This is a genomic window from Streptomyces sp. NPDC091377 (assembly GCF_044757045.1).
Lineage (GTDB): Bacteria > Actinomycetota > Actinomycetes > Streptomycetales > Streptomycetaceae > Streptomyces.
Window position 1 is genome coordinate 1 of the sequence record NZ_JBIVUE010000029.1, and the last position, 14,224, is coordinate 14,224.

The window sequence follows — 14,224 nt, forward strand, 5'->3', positions numbered from 1 at the left end:
CCAGCCGGCCGACGATTCCAGAAATGGACAGCCGAGGCGTCAGTCATTCGGTGGGTCAGACCGCCGAGCGGTGCCATCAGCAATCCTCACAGTCACTCGTAGGCAGAGTGATGGCCAACAGCGCTTACAACAGACTCGACGACCTCGACCACCTCCTACGACGGGAGTTACGCAGAATCGAGTCTCCGAGTATCTTCGCGGCGTTCCGGGATCATCAGCAGGTCCCAGCGGTCGACCATGTAGGGGAGCAGGGTCGGCTTGTCGGGGTGCTGTTTGGTGAACCAGCGGACGTGCACAGTGTGATCGGCCGCAGGCACCTTGCGGGGATGACGGGCCAGCAGATGGGGTTCACGGTGACGCGGGTGATGCGTCCCCAGCCGTCCTGCGTGCCGGTCACGGCCCCCCCCCGATGACCAGACCCGCCCCAGGCTGGACGACCGTACGCGGATGGAGATGGCTGCCCAGAGTGCGGACGTGGCGGCTGCGACGGCGATCACGACGGACAGCGCCACGGTCGCCAAGGCGTAGCGGAGATCGACGGTGCTGCGGATGGCGGCCATGCCGAGGTAGCGCATCGCCGCTACGCCGATGCCGGTGACCGCGCCGGCCACCGCCAGGTTCGCCCCTGTACCGCCCCGATAGCCGACGAGAACACGCCGACGGCGAGGCTGAGGAGGGTTTCGCCGGGTCCTATCTGATCAGGGCGCCTTGGATGTTGAAGCCGATCATGGCCATGAAGTGCAGGGTCCCGATGCCGCAGCCGATCGCTACGGGGCCCACCGCCAGCCAGCCGGCCCTGCGGGGCCGGTGCCGCAGCGACCGTACCGTGCACCGCAGTCCGAGGGCCGCGCCGAGGCAGGCCATTGAATGGACGGCCACGGGAGGCGGCACTGGGGACGCGGCGTGTTCGGCTCGTGCCTATCAGGCGCAGTGGGTGGGCACCGGCCGTGTCAGTACTCTTCCGCGGTGTCGGTGTCGGTGTCGTCTGCTTCGGTTATGGGGGCGGACGCCGCCGCGATGGCGAGGAACTCGGCGAGATGGATCGCGCGGACATGGGAACGCCGTCGGCGCAGCCCCTGCTGGAGTTGGCGCAGGCAGCCCGGGTTGACCGCGACGATGTAGTCGACTTCCGCGCGCTCCAAGGCGTCGAGTTTGGGATCCAGTACGGCCCGGCTGTCCGTCGGCCGGAGCATCGCGTAGGTCCCGGCGGCGCCGCAGCACTCACCCGCGCCTGGAAGTTCGATGTAGTCCGCGACGGAGGCGATCAACTCCCGGGGTGGCCGGGTGACTCCCAGGCCGTGGCGCAGGTGGCAGGAGTCCTGGAGGGTGGCCCTGGCCGGCCGGCCGTCGACGGTGACCTGGCCCGCGGGCCGGTGGCCGACTCGGTCGAGATACTGGCTCAGTTCCTGCACCCGGTCCGGGCCGAGGTGGTGGGCAAGGTGGGCGGCGCATCCACCGGCGGTGGTCACAACGGTGCCTGGCAGCCGCTGACCGAGCGTGTGGGCCATCGCCTCACCGGTGGCGGAGTCGCCGTTGTGAGCGTGCAACGCGCCGCAGCAGCCCTGCCCGGGCGGGACGGTGATCTCCGGTCGCAGTTCCAGGACGGCGCGAGAGACCTTGGGGTACAGGCCGCGTTCGACGCAGCCGAGCATCAGCGACGCGGTCTGCTCCGGCGCGTTCGAGATCGGCTCGTTCTTTGCGCCTGGTCGGTTGTGGTCGCTTGCGCCATCGGTTCCTTCGCCGCGGGTGCGGTCGACGCGGGCGTGGCGCCGTAGCAGGGCCTGAGCCTGCAGCAACGCGGGACGGGACACGAGGGCCATCAGGATCCGTGCGATCCAGGGCCGGTTGCGGCCCTGCCATTGATGGTCACGCCACTGTTCCAGCAGCGAGCCGTATTCCACTCCGGCGGGGCAGACGCTCTCGCAGGCACGGCAGCCCAGGCAGAACGAGGATTCCTCGGCGAGTGTCGGGTCGTCCTCGTCGAGGCGACCGGACTCCAGCGCGCGCATCAGCGTGATACGGCCGCGTGGAGAGGAGGTCTCCTCACCGGTCCGGACATAGGTGGGGCAGGCGGGCAGGCAGAACCCGCAGGAGATGCACCGGTCGAGCAGGTCTTTGTCGAAGATGCCGCGGTCCGTTTCCTGCCCGGGGGTGTCGGTGCCGGGCCCGCCGAGGCTGGTGCGGCCGACGGTGTCACCGGGCTCGACGGGTTCACTGTGGTGTGCGTTCATGCTGTCTGTCATGAGCCGAGCTTTCGGGGGTTGAGGATGCCTGCCGGGTCGAAGGCGTTCTTGATACGGCGCAGCAGAGCAACCTGGTCCGCGCCGATCTTGTCGGCCAGATACGGCAGCTTCGCGGCGCCCACGCCGTGTTCGCCCGTGATGGTCCCGTCCCGTTCGATGGCAGCGGCGAAGATTTCCGCGAACGCCTTGTGGGCGCGGTCAATGGCCGCGCCGTCGTCCGGGTCGAGGACGCAAGTGGGGTGGAGGTTGCCGTCACCGGCATGGCCGAACGTGGCAATCAGCAGGTCATAGCGCGCGGCGATCTCGTCGATGCGGTCGACCATCTCGGCGAGCCGGTGACGCGGCACCGTAACGTCTTCCAGGATGGTCAGCGAGCCGAGGCGGGAGAGCGCCGGGAGCGAGCAGCGGCGGGCCGCCAGCAAGGCGTCGGCGTGGGTGAGATCTGCTGCGAGGCTGACTTCCAGTGCGCCGGCTTCGGCGCACACCTCCTGAATGCGCGCGAGTGCGGCTGCCACGGTTTCGGGCGGTCCGTCGTCGCCGAAGAGCAGCAGTGCCCCTGCGTCCCGGCGCAGACCGAGCCCGGCGAACTCCTCGACCGCGGCGATGCACCTGCGGTCGAGGAACTCCAGCGTGGCCGGGACGATGCCGGAGGCGATGACGGCTGCGACCGCCCTCGACGCGTCGGCGAGGGACGCGAAGTAGGCGACGCCGGTGCCGGTGTCCTCGGGCGCCGGAAGAAGCGCCACGGTGGCCTCCGTGATCACCGCCAGGGTGCCTTCGGAGCCGGTGAGCAGCCGCGTCAGGTCGTAGCCGGCCACGTCCTTCCACAGCCGGCCTCCGGTACGGATGATTTCGCCGGTGGCCAGGACGGCCTCCAGGCCCAGCACGTAGTTGCGGGTGACGCCATACTTCAGGCCGCGCAGGCCGCCTGCGCAGGTGGCGATGTTGCCGCCGACGGTGGAGACGGTGCGGCTGCCGGGGTCGGGGGCGTAGAGCAGCCCGGCCTCGGCGGACGCGTCCGCGAGCTGCGCCGTCGTCACTCCGGTCTGGACGCGCGCCAGGAGTTCTTGGGGGCTGATCTCCAGGATGCGGTTCAGACGGGTCAGGACCAGAACGATGCCTCCGGCCAGGGGCACGGTGCCGGCGCACAGGTTGGAGCCGGCACCGCGCGGTACGACCGGGATGCCGCGCGTGGTGGCGTACCGGAGGACGGCTGCGACCTCCTCGGTGGTGCCGGGAAGCACCACGGCCTGCGGCAGGGAGTGGTGGAGCGGCGTGGCGTCGCGCGCGTAGGCGGCGAGAGCACCGGCGTCCATGCGCACGTGGCCGGGCCCGACAATGCCGGCCAGGTCCCGGGCAAGGTCCGTCTTCGCGGCCATCAGCGCACCACCATCCAGTCCAGTACGGGGGTCGACTGCAGGTAGACCAGCAGGCAGATCGCGACAAGCAGCCCGAGACCCCATCCCAGGACGCGCCGGAACAACTCGCCCTCGCGGCCCTCCAGCCCCACGACTGCGGTGGCGATGGCCAGGTTCTGTAGGGAGATCATCTTGCCCACTACGCCGCCGGTGGTATTGGCGGCGGCGAGCAGGTAGGGAGACATGCCGGTCTTTTGGGCTGCGGTGAGCTGCAGGAGACCGAACAGGGAGTTGGACGAAGTGTCCGAACCGGTGACAGCGACCCCGAGCCAGCCGACGACCGGCGCGAGCAGGGCGAACGCGGTGCCGGCCTGAGCCAGGAACAGTCCCAGCGTGACCGTCTGGCCCGACATGTTCATCACATAGGCAAGAGCGAGGACAGCCATGACCGTGACAATGGTCCAGCGGAACTGCCGAACGGTGTTGCCATAGGCCCGTGCCGCATGCCCGGCGCGAATACCGTAGACCGCGGCGGTGAGCACGCCGACGATCAGCAGGATGGTGCCGCCCGCGTTGAACAGGTTGAAGTTGAACGTCGCGGAGGCGAGCGGCTTGCCGGAGCCGTTGACCACGTCCAGGCCCGGCCAGGCGAACTTCCACCCCGAGTGCTCCTCCAGCCAGGTCTTCATGGGGCCCAGCGTGGCCACCGCGAAGAGGACCACCACGATCAGGTAGGGGGTGAAGGCCAGAAGTGCGGAGCCCTCACCGGTCTGCCTGCGCCGCTGCACTGCGTCGGACTGCGCGCCGGCTGCCGCACCGCCGACTGTGACCGGCACCGGGCTTGCCGCCAGGGTCTCCCGTGGCTGCCAGACGCGCAGCATCGCCACGACGGCCAGGGCGCCCGCGAAGGCCGCGACGATATCGGCGATCTCGTACGAGAGGTAGTTGGAACTGACGAACGTGGCGGCGGCGAAGGAGAAACCGACGACCAAGGCGAGAGGCCACACCTGCCGGACGCCGCGCCTGCCGTCCACCATGAAGATCAACAGCAGCGGTACGAACAGCGCCAGCACCGGTGTCTGCCGGCCGACCATGGCACCGAGGTCCGCCGCGTCCAGCCCGGTGATCTTCGCCAGGGTGGTGACCGGGACCGCGATCGCGCCGAAGGCCACGGGTGCCGTGTTGGCCACCAGGGAGACCGCAGCTGCCTTCATCGGCCTCAACCCGACCGCGATCAGCATGACCGAGGAGACCGCCACCGGTGTGCCGAAGCCGGCCAGTGCCTCCAGCAGCGCACCGAAGCAGAACGCGATGATCACGGCCTGGATGCGCTGGTCATCCGAGAGCGACCCGAAGGCCCGCCTCAGCACCGCATCCCATCCCGTGATCTCCGTCAGCTTGTAGATCCAGAGCGCATTCAGCACGATCCAGATGATCGGAAACAGGCCGAAGGCAGCTCCCTCTCCTGCCGCCAGGGCTGCCTGTCCCACAGGCATGGAGTAGGCGAACACCGCCACGCCCAGGGCCGCCGCGAGGGCTATGAGCGAAGCCTTCCACGCCTTCCAGCGCAACCCGCCCAGCAGCACGAAGAGCGTGACCAAGGGAAGCGCAGCGCACAGCGCACTCCAGGCGAGAGACCCGCCGACCGGATCGAAAATTTGTTGATAGGCAGCCATGACGAGACTCCTTGCCCCATTGAAGGCGTTCCTTGTGACCCCCGTCACCCGGAGTGATTGTTAGACAATGGCTCAAGGCTGTCAATAGATCGGGATTGACAGTGTGTATGATTAGTGGCGTTCCGTTACGGAGGTGCTCATGGCTCAGGACGCCACGTTCAGGTTGTCGACCGTCTCGGTCATCGAGGCACTTGCCACCTCTGTGCGCGACCGGGTGCTCGACGGGCAGCTCACCCCGGGCACCACCCTCACCGAAACCGAGATGGCGGCCGAGTACGGCGTCTCCCGCCCCACCGCTCGCGGGGCCGTGACCGCCCTGGTGCACGAGGGGCTGCTCCACCGCGAGGCCAACAAGCCCGCCTACGTGCCGCGCCTGACCCGGGACGACGTCGAGGACCTGTTCCTGTTGCGAACGCCCTTGGAGGCGGAGGTCGTACGCGTCCTGGTGGAGCGCGGCGCCGTACCGCTGGCCGCGGACCGGGCGATCGCGGATCTCGATCGAGTGGAGAACGACGCCCCGCACAGCGCCTTCGTGGAGCCGGACCTGCGATTCCACCAGGTGCTGGTGGACGCGGTCGGCAGTACCCGCCTCAGCCGGTTGTACCGCGGCATCCAGGGTGAGGTGCACCTGTGCATGGTCCAGACCCGACACACCCTGGGCCGCGATCGCATTGTCGCCGAGCACGGCAAGGTGTTTGAGGCATTGCGGTCCGGGGACGCCGCCGCCGCGGCGGACTTGATGCGCGCGCATCTCGACGGCGCCCGTCGCTCGCTGCTGCAGGTCCTCGACGCGACCTTTACCGAAGACCGACGGTAGGACCGCGCAGTACACCGTTCGCAGGACAACGGCCCCTTGACGACTGCCGCACCAGGCAGGGAAGTCGTGTGGCAGGTAGCGCCACTGACAACCCGTCCCGTTCTACTAGTAGATCGCGTTCACGGCCTCCCTCAGATCACAGGTCCCGGGATCACCGGTCGCCGACCGTGCCACCCGGTCCTGCTTCCAGGCCGTGATCATCGGCTCGATCAATGCCCGATGCTCATCTGGTGAATCGCTCGGATACGGTCTTCGGTCATGCCTGCATCCCGGCATGCGCATGACGAACGTCGGGCTTGCGCGGCAATCGGTACCACGATCGAGCGATCGCGAACCGGGGAAGATCGGAATTGACCCCCTCTAAGATCGCAATGAATGACCCCAAATGACTGCATCGTTACCAGAGGTGAGTTCCGGGTGGCTCCGGGATCTCATCGTGCCCCGCATCGAGCAGTTGACGTATCTCGCTGGAGGCGGGCCGATCTCGGTCTGCCTGGGCCGGTGTCACGCACGCGCTCATCTGCTGCGTCAGCTGCGTCGTCGTGGGGGCCGGGGCTGATCTCTGGGCCCCAGTCGGCATCCTCGTGATCAGGCTGGCTGCGCTGGGTCTCTCGCCAGCGGCAGAGATCGTACTTGTCGACATGGCGTGAACGGGTCGATCAGCAGGAGCCGCGTCCGCGCCGAGGTCCCTCACACCAGGACGGCTGGACCAACGCGGTCAGCTCCTCCGCGTCAGCCACTGGCAGGCGTTGGCGAAGAGGGTCTGGTAGCCCTTCCAGTCCAGGAAGTCCTGCGGGCACCAGTGGGGTGCGATGTCCGAGGCCCAGGCAAGGGTACGGCCCTCTCCCACCTCCCGTACCGCCAGGAGGGGATCGCCATTGATACGGGCGATCACGTGAGCGTCGGGTTTGACGCCGAAGCGGTTGTAGCCGAGCAGTCCGGGCCACTCCACGGGTACGCCCGCGACGATCTCGTGCGTGTTGTCGACAAGTTCCGGCGCCGCTCCCTCGGGTGTCTCGACCCGGTCGTCATGGAGGGCTATGACGCTGGGCAGGACGTCGTCGACGGGAGTGCGGTGGAAGAACGCCTTCGCCTCGAAGCCCTGGAAACTCAGATATCCGCCGGCCATGGCCAGACCGCCGCCCGCGCGGGTCCAGTCGGCCAGGATCTTGAGGCGGTTGGGGCGGGAGCGGCCACTCAGCCAGGTGTCGGGGTGCAGCAGCAGGCTGTTGGCGCCGATGTCCGAGAGGATCACCACGTCGTACGCCGACAGTTCCTCGACCGAATGGGGGAAGCGCTCGGGGACCTCGTGGGCGGGCAGGTACGCCACCTCGATGCCGGCCGCCGTCAGTGCGTCGCGCAGCGGGTCGATGCCGGTGTGAAACGTCACCGAGGTGAAGGCGTCGAAACCCTTGTAGTGGGTCGCTTCGCTCACCCAGGACTCGCCTGCGACAAGGACGCGGAGTGGGCGGTTCATGGATGGGCTCCTTTCGCTGCGGCGTCGAAGACGGCCGCAGGGTTGTGCACGAGCAGCTGCCGGATGTCCGCCCCGGTGAGACCGTGGCGGCGCAGGCGTTGCGAGAAGCGGGTGATCAGGTGGTCGTAGCCGTAGCCGCCGTAGCGGGTCAGCATGGTCTTGATGAAGACGTCGCCGGAGAGCAGCAGACGGTCGCGGTAGCCGGCGGCCACCAGCGCGGTGATGGCGCGGGCGTTGTCCTCGTCGGCGGGGGACTGGGCGTCCTGGTCGGCGAAGTAGAACTCCAGGCCGATCATGTCGTATTCCAGCCAGGCCCCCCGGTCGGCGAGAGCGTGCTGGTAGTCGATGTCGCCGAGGCTGGGGTTGAGGTGGCACAGGACGGTGGCGCCGAGGTCGCCGCCCTCCTCGGCGACCGCGTCCAGGACGCGGTGGCCGAGGCGCTGCCAGCCGGGCAGATGCACCGACAGCGGTACGCCGGTGCGGCGCTGGGCCCGGGCGCCGCCACGCAGCACCTTCTCCTCGGCGGGGGTGAAGGCGGCGGAGACGCCGATCTCGCCGATGAGGCCGGCGCGGACGCCGCCTTCGGCCCCTTCCAGGACCTCGCTCTCGACGTGCTCGGCGATGTCCTCCGCCGTCATGGTGCGCAGCTCGGCCGGGTGGCTGGGCTCCAGGTAGAAGCCGCAGCCCATCACGACGTTCAGACCCGTGCGGCGTGCGATCGCGACCAGTCCGGCCGGGTCGCGGCCGATCCCGGAGCAGGTCTGCTCGACGATCGTGCGCCCGCCGGCGGCGGCGAACCGGGCGGCCTCCTCGGCGGCCAGGTCCACGTCGGCCAGGCGGATGTTGTCGCGGGACAGGAAGGGGTCGTTGCGCAGGCGGCCCAAGTAGCTCATGCGCAGCGGCCGTTCGGCGATCTCCTGGCCCTCGGTGTCGCCTGGGGCGGGCGGGTGCCAGCAGGAGGAGCAGTCGTTGAGCAGGTGCTCGTGCATCAGGGTCACCCCGAGCGCGGTGCTGTCCACCGGTCCGAGGACGGTCTGCACCGCGGTCATGACTTCGCCGTGGAGAAGCGGCTGAACAGGCGGGTGTTGGCGAGGACGGCCGCCAGCAGGCTGGCGCCCTGCACGATCTGGACGTAGAACGGGTTGACGTGGCTGAGGTCGAGTCCGTTCTCGATGAGGCCGAGGGTGAGCACGCCCAGCACGGTGCCGAGCACGCTGCCGCGGCCACCGAAGAGGCTGGTGCCGCCGAGCACCACCGCGGTGATGACGGTGAGTTCGAAGCCGACGCCCTGGTTGGAGGAGCCGCTGCCCAGGCGGGTCGCGACCAGGACGCCCGCCAGGGAGGCGGCCACACCGGAGATGAGGTAGACCCACAGCCCGACCAGCCGGACGTTGACACCGGCGCGGCGCAGCGACTCGCGGTTGCTGCCGAGTCCGACGACGTACTGCCCGAACGGCGTTTTGGCGTAGACGACCCAACCCAGGACCGCGGCGGCCACCGCGAGGACGGCCGCGACGGGAATCCCGGCGATCAGGCCCTGGCCGAGGAAACCGACCCAGCTGTTCTCCGGAATGGAGATGGAGTAGCCGTTGGTGGAACGCAGCGCGGTGCCGCGGATGACGCCGAGGGTGGCGAGGGTGACGATGAAGGCGGGGATGCCCTGGTAACAGGAGAACCACCCGTTGAGTACGCCGACCAGGGCGCCGAGTGCCAGAACGGCGAGGAAGGCCAGGGTGGGGCTCGTCCCGTGCTCGATGAGGATGGCGAGCAGGGAACCGCTGAGCGCCAGCACCGAACCGACCGACAGGTCGATGCCGGCCGTGGTGATCACGAAGGTCATCGCGACGGCGACGATCAGTGCGGGGCCGTTCTGGCGCAGCACGCTCAGCACGTTCTCGGTGCTGAGGAAGGTGTCCGCGGTCAGCGAGAAGACCACCAGGACCGCCAGCAGCATGCCGCCGATGGCGACGGTCTGGACGTGGGTACCGAGGAACGCGTGGGTGCGGGCGGAGCGGGTGGTGACGACCCGTTCGCTGTGCACCGCGCTCCGGCTGCTCACGCCGCCTCCGTTCCGTGGCCCTCGCCGACGATCTCGGCGACGAGTTCCTCCAGGGTCGTGGTCCGGGCGTCGAGATCGCGGCGCACGGTTCCCTCGTACATGACGGTCAGCCGGTCGCAGACCCGGAAGAGGTCCTGGAGCCGGTGGGTGATGAGGATGACGCTGACGCCCCGGGCGGAGACGGTGCGGATGAGTTCCAGGACCGTCTCGACCTCGGTGACGGCGAGCGCGGCGGTCGGCTCGTCGAGGATGAGCACCTGCGGGTCGAAGGAGACCGCGCGGGCGATGGCGACGGCCTGCCGCTGTCCGCCGGAGAGGTTGCGTACGGCGACGTTGGTGAGCGGGATGCGGATGCGCAGTGCGTCGAGGTGTTCGCGGGCCTCGGCGTGCATCCGCTTCTTGTCGAGGAACAGGCCGCCCGCGGTGCGCGGTTCGCGGCCGAGGAAGAGGTTGGCAGCGACGTCGAGGTCGTCGCACAGGGCGAGGTCCTGGTAGACCATGCCGATGCCAGCGTCCCGGGCCTCCTTGGGCGTGCTGAAGGCCGTGGGGCGGTCGTTGACGCGGATCTCGCCCGAGTCCGGGATCACGGCTCCGGAGAGGATCTTCATCGAGGTCGACTTGCCTGCCGCGTTGTCGCCGACCAGGCCCACGACCTCGCCGGGGCGCACGCGGATGGTCACGCCGCGCAGCGCGTCGATCATGCCGTAGCGCTTGCGTACGTCGATCATCTCGGCGCGGTACTCGGGTGGCGCTTCGGCCACGGTGGAGGTCGTCATGTCGGCTGCCCCTCCGTCACTTGAAGATCGACCGGTAGGGGTCGACGTTCTTCTTGGTGACGATGGTCACCGGTACGTCGATCTCCTTGGCCACGGTCTCGCCCTTGACCAGGGCCACGGCGGCCTCGACCGCCTTGCCGCCCTCGGTCTTGGGGTCCTGCTGGACGACGCCGGCGACGAAGCCCGCGTCGATGCCGTCGATGGCCTGCTTGGTGAGGTCCCAGCCGAAGACCTTGACGCGGTTCTGGGCACCGGCGCTCTTGACGGCGGCCACGGTGCCGAGGAGAGCGGGCTCGCCGGTGGCGTACACCGTGTTCATGCCCTTCTGGGCGGTCAGCAGGTTCTCGGCGGCGGTGGCCGCGCCTTCCTGGGTGTTCTTGCCGTCGACGGTCTGCAGGACGGTGGCGCCCTTCGCCTTCACGGTGGAGACGAAGTTGTCCTTGCGCAGGTTCTGTATGTACGAGTTGAGCGCGCCGACGACACCGATGTTCGCGCTGATCTTGTTGGTGCTGTCGTATTCGTTGACGAACGCGCCGATCTGCTTGCCGGCCGCCGCGTTGTCGACGCCGACCTGCACGTCGACGGACGGGTCGTCGATGATGCCGTCGACGGCGATCACCTTCACGCCGGCCTTGGCCGCGGCCCTGAGGGCCGGCTTGATGCCGTTGACGTCGATGGCCTCGACGATGACGGCGTCGTAGCCCTGCTGGACGAAGTCCTGGACGGCCTGGTTCTGCTGGACGGCGTCGTCGTTGGCGTTGAACACGGTCAGGTCGGCGCCGGTCTTCTTGGCGGCGGCCTTGGCGCCGTCGTTCATCTGGTTGAAGAAGATCGCCTGCTGGTTGACCTGGACCAGACCGATGCGGACCTTGCCGCCGGAGGCCGTGGACTTGGCCTTGGCGGTGGTGGAGTCGCCCTCACGGGAACAACCGGCGGTGACGCCGACGGCGAGGGCGGTGACGAGGGTGGCGACGGAGAGTCTGCGCAGAGCCGTGCTGGGCATGGGGATTCCTCTCGGGCGGGCCGCGGGGCCTGGAGGGAGAGCAGCGGGAAGGGGCAGAGCTGTGGGGAGAGGTCCTCGGCCACTCCGGAGGCGTCATCGCCACCATCGGGTAATCGATTGCCGAGGTGTCGAGACTGTAGGAGGAGGAAATCCGGACAGTCAAGAGTTTGATGCCACGGGATTCCTCATGGTAGGAAGAGCGCTCGCCGGGAAATCGATTGCCAAGCGCCGAGAGAAGGTCCATGCCCACGATCCAGGACGTCGCGAAACTCGCCGGAGTCTCCACGGCGACGGTCTCCCGCGCCCTGTCGGGATCACGCCCCGTGGGCGCCGGCGTGAAGCGGCGCGTGCAGGAGGCTGCCGAGCAGCTCGGCTACCGGCACAACGTCCTGGCCCAGGCCCTGCGCACCCAGCGCTCCCGCACCATCGGCATGGTCGTCCCGCAGATCTCCAACCCGTTCTTCCCTCTGCTCGTCGAGGCGGTGGAGCGCCGACTCCAGCAGGACGGCATCGACCTGCTGCTCTGCGACTCGCACTACGACCTCGACGTCGAGGCCCGCCGGCTGCGCACCCTCACCGACCGGCACGTGGACGGCATCATCATCAGCCCGTTGCACGCCACCGACAGCGCCCCGGCGATCAGGACGGCCGCCGAACTCGTCCCTGTGATCCAGATCGACCGTCAGGTCGAGGGCCTGGCGGGACACTGGGTCGGCGTCGACGATGCCGTGGGCTTCTCCCAGCTCGTCGACCTGCTGGTCGCCCGAGGCCGACGGCGCCTGGTGTTCGTGAGCTCGCAGCTCGACAACTCCTCGGCACGCGACCGCGCCCAGACCTTCGAGAAGTCCCTCGCCCGGCACGGCCTGGAGCCCGCCGCCCCCGCCCTGCTCGGCCGGTTCGACGTCTCCTGGGGCCTTGAGGCCGCACAGCGCCTCGTCGACGACTTCGGCGACAGCAGAACCTCCGGACACGGCCCCACCGGCGGCGGTCACGGCGGTTACGGCGTTTACGGCGGCCCCGACGGCGTCGTCTGCGGCGACGACCTGATCGCGCTCGGCGTCCTGCGAGGCATGTCACGCGCGGGCATCGCCGTACCGGACGAGGTCGCGGTCACCGGCTTCGACGACATCGCCTTCGCCGAGATCTCCGACCCGCCGCTGACCACCATGCGTCAGCAGTGGGACGTCATGGCCGACGAATGCGCCCGGCTGCTGAAACAGGACCTCACGGGCGGCTCCCGTCGGATCGCGGTCGCCCCGCTCCTCCAGCTCAGAGGCTCGACACCGAGGATCGCACCCGCATGACGGACACCACCGAGGTCACGGAACTCACCCGCCGACTCGTCGCGGTCCCCACCGTCGACGCGGACGAGTCGGCCGCCCAGGCAGTCGTGGCGCCACTGCTGGAGCGGGCCGGATTCACCGTCCGCAGCCACGAGCACGCACCCGGTCGGGCCACCCTGATCGCCGAATGGCGCACCGACCTGGAGGCCCCGCCGCTGTGTCTGTCCGGCCATCTGGACACGGTGCCACTCGGCGCCGCGCCCTGGCAGCACGACCCGTACGCGGGCGAGCCGGACGGCGACCGGCTGCACGGGCGGGGTACCAGCGACATGAAGGGCGGGGTCGCGGCCATGGTGCTGGCCGCCGTACGGGCCACGGCCCACCGGCCCCGGCGGGCGGGCCTCCGGCTCGTGCTGACCGCCGCGGAGGAGACCGGCGCGCTCGGCGCCCACCACGTCGCGCCCCTGCTGCGCGGCGGCTGCAGCGGGCCGCTGCTCATCGCCGAGCCCACCGCCAACCAGGTGGTCCACGGCCACAAGGGCGCCCTGTGGCTCCAGGCCCGGACGACCGGGATCACCGCCCACGGCTCGATGCCTCACCTGGGCGACAACGCCGCCTACAAGCTCGCCCACGCGGTGGTCCGCCTGGCGGACTTCGCCTTCCCCGACACCGCGCACCCGGTGATGGGCCGGCCCACCCTCAACGTGGGGACGCTGAGCGCGGGCCTCAACCCCAACTCCGTGCCCGACCTCGCCACGGCCACGGTCGACGTGCGGACAGTGGCCGGGCAGGACCACACCGAGGTGCTGGCCCTGCTCGCCGACCGGGCAGGCCCCGAGGTCGACTGGGAACCTCTCGTCGACCTGCCTCCGGTGTGGACCGACCCGGCTGACGAGTGGGCCCGCGCCCTCGGGGAGATCGTGACGGCGGTGGCCCCGGGCATCCCGTACGAGCCGCGGACGGCCACCTTCTTCACGGACGCGGCGGTACTGGCCCCCGCTCTCGGGGCACCCCCTGCGCTCATCTGCGGCCCCGGCGAACCGTCCCAGGCCCACGCCACCGACGAGTGGTGCTCCATCCGGCGGCTGGAGGAATCCCTGGCCATCTACGAACGCGTCGTCGCGAGCTGGTGCGGGCTGTGACCGCGGTATGCCCGCTGGCCGCCGATTTCCCCGCCGACGGCTCCGCTGCCCACACCGACTGACGGTTCAACGCGCCCAGGCCATCGCTCGGCCCACGCGCCTCCTCGACCAGCGTCGACGGGTGCTGCACGGGGGTATGCGCGCCCATGCCGGGCTTCGTCCTGCCTTCCCCGTAGACCAGTTGACTGCACCAAACGATGTGCCGCCCCCGGCCATACGCCTGACCGCCCGCCATAGTCGCGACCACCTGACGCCACAGCTCTGCCGCAGCCAACGCCTCATCCCACGGCATCGAGGAATCACGCCCCACAGGCACGATCTGCCCATCGATCGCGCAACAGCCGAACGCAATCCGTCATTGAAATGCCGCGGAATGTCTCGGGGAGTCCC

The 14,224-nt window shown here is 69.3% G+C and carries 13 protein-coding genes and 1 pseudogene; 3 read left to right on the top strand and 11 right to left on the bottom strand.

Features of this window, described 5'->3' with window-relative positions; all coding sequences use genetic code 11:
* Positions 1 to 167: 167 nt before the first annotated feature.
* From ACIQNG_RS36640 to ACIQNG_RS36660, 5 genes are all read right to left on the bottom strand, one after another.
* Positions 168 to 611 (bottom strand): MHYT domain-containing protein, encoded by a 444-nt coding sequence (locus ACIQNG_RS36640; protein ID WP_401491259.1) that lies wholly within the window; start codon positions 609 to 611, stop codon positions 168 to 170.
* A 79-nt stretch (positions 612 to 690) separates the two neighbouring features.
* On the bottom strand, positions 691 to 879 hold the full coding sequence (locus ACIQNG_RS36645; RefSeq protein WP_401491261.1) for a hypothetical protein: 189 nt from the start codon (positions 877 to 879) through the stop codon (positions 691 to 693).
* A 71-nt stretch (positions 880 to 950) separates the two neighbouring features.
* The gene (locus ACIQNG_RS36650; protein WP_401491263.1) at positions 951 to 2,243 is read right to left on the bottom strand and encodes a (Fe-S)-binding protein; all 1,293 of its coding nucleotides are present in this window, start codon (positions 2,241 to 2,243) and stop codon (positions 951 to 953) included.
* Entirely contained in the window at positions 2,240 to 3,622 is a 1,383-nt protein-coding gene (locus ACIQNG_RS36655; RefSeq protein WP_401491265.1) for an FAD-binding oxidoreductase, read from the bottom strand. The genes ACIQNG_RS36650 and ACIQNG_RS36655 overlap by 4 nt, the downstream gene beginning before the upstream one ends.
* Complete coding sequence (locus ACIQNG_RS36660) at positions 3,622 to 5,277, bottom strand: L-lactate permease (protein ID WP_401491267.1); 1,656 nt, start codon at positions 5,275 to 5,277, stop codon at positions 3,622 to 3,624. The genes ACIQNG_RS36655 and ACIQNG_RS36660 overlap by 1 nt, the downstream gene beginning before the upstream one ends.
* Positions 5,278 to 5,416: 139 nt before the next feature.
* On the opposite strand from ACIQNG_RS36660, the gene ACIQNG_RS36665 reads away from it, so the two are divergent.
* Complete coding sequence (locus ACIQNG_RS36665; protein WP_401491268.1) at positions 5,417 to 6,094, top strand: GntR family transcriptional regulator; 678 nt, start codon at positions 5,417 to 5,419, stop codon at positions 6,092 to 6,094.
* Between the two features lie 51 nt (positions 6,095 to 6,145).
* Here ACIQNG_RS36665 and ACIQNG_RS36670 read toward each other — a convergent pair.
* The 6 genes and pseudogenes from ACIQNG_RS36670 to ACIQNG_RS36695 all read right to left on the bottom strand — a co-directional run.
* Positions 6,146 to 6,370, bottom strand: a pseudogene (locus tag ACIQNG_RS36670) (transposase); the annotation flags it as partial.
* Positions 6,371 to 6,812: 442 nt separating this feature from the next.
* Positions 6,813 to 7,571, bottom strand: coding sequence for a glutamine amidotransferase (locus tag ACIQNG_RS36675; protein ID WP_401491270.1), 759 nt, complete (start codon positions 7,569 to 7,571; stop codon positions 6,813 to 6,815).
* Positions 7,568 to 8,620, bottom strand: a complete 1,053-nt coding sequence (locus ACIQNG_RS36680) for a phosphotriesterase (protein ID WP_401491272.1) — start codon at positions 8,618 to 8,620, stop codon at positions 7,568 to 7,570. Before ACIQNG_RS36680 ends, ACIQNG_RS36675 begins: the two co-directional genes overlap by 4 nt.
* Positions 8,617 to 9,630 carry an ABC transporter permease gene (locus ACIQNG_RS36685; protein WP_401491274.1) on the bottom strand — a complete coding sequence of 338 codons (1,014 nt, stop codon included), beginning with the start codon at positions 9,628 to 9,630 and terminating at the stop codon, positions 8,617 to 8,619. The genes ACIQNG_RS36680 and ACIQNG_RS36685 overlap by 4 nt, the downstream gene beginning before the upstream one ends.
* Positions 9,627 to 10,406 (bottom strand): ATP-binding cassette domain-containing protein, encoded by a 780-nt coding sequence (locus tag ACIQNG_RS36690; protein ID WP_401491276.1) that lies wholly within the window; start codon positions 10,404 to 10,406, stop codon positions 9,627 to 9,629. Before ACIQNG_RS36690 ends, ACIQNG_RS36685 begins: the two co-directional genes overlap by 4 nt.
* A 16-nt stretch (positions 10,407 to 10,422) precedes the next feature.
* On the bottom strand, positions 10,423 to 11,409 hold the full coding sequence (locus tag ACIQNG_RS36695) for a substrate-binding domain-containing protein (RefSeq protein ID WP_401491278.1): 987 nt from the start codon (positions 11,407 to 11,409) through the stop codon (positions 10,423 to 10,425).
* Positions 11,410 to 11,651: 242 nt separating this feature from the next.
* Between ACIQNG_RS36695 and ACIQNG_RS36700 the strand changes: the two genes are divergently transcribed.
* Positions 11,652 to 12,713 carry a LacI family DNA-binding transcriptional regulator gene (locus ACIQNG_RS36700; RefSeq protein WP_401491280.1) on the top strand — a complete coding sequence of 354 codons (1,062 nt, stop codon included), beginning with the start codon at positions 11,652 to 11,654 and terminating at the stop codon, positions 12,711 to 12,713.
* The gene (locus ACIQNG_RS36705) at positions 12,710 to 13,834 is read left to right on the top strand and encodes a M20 family metallopeptidase (RefSeq protein WP_401491282.1); all 1,125 of its coding nucleotides are present in this window, start codon (positions 12,710 to 12,712) and stop codon (positions 13,832 to 13,834) included. Before ACIQNG_RS36700 ends, ACIQNG_RS36705 begins: the two co-directional genes overlap by 4 nt.
* Positions 13,835 to 14,224: the final 390 nt, after the last annotated feature.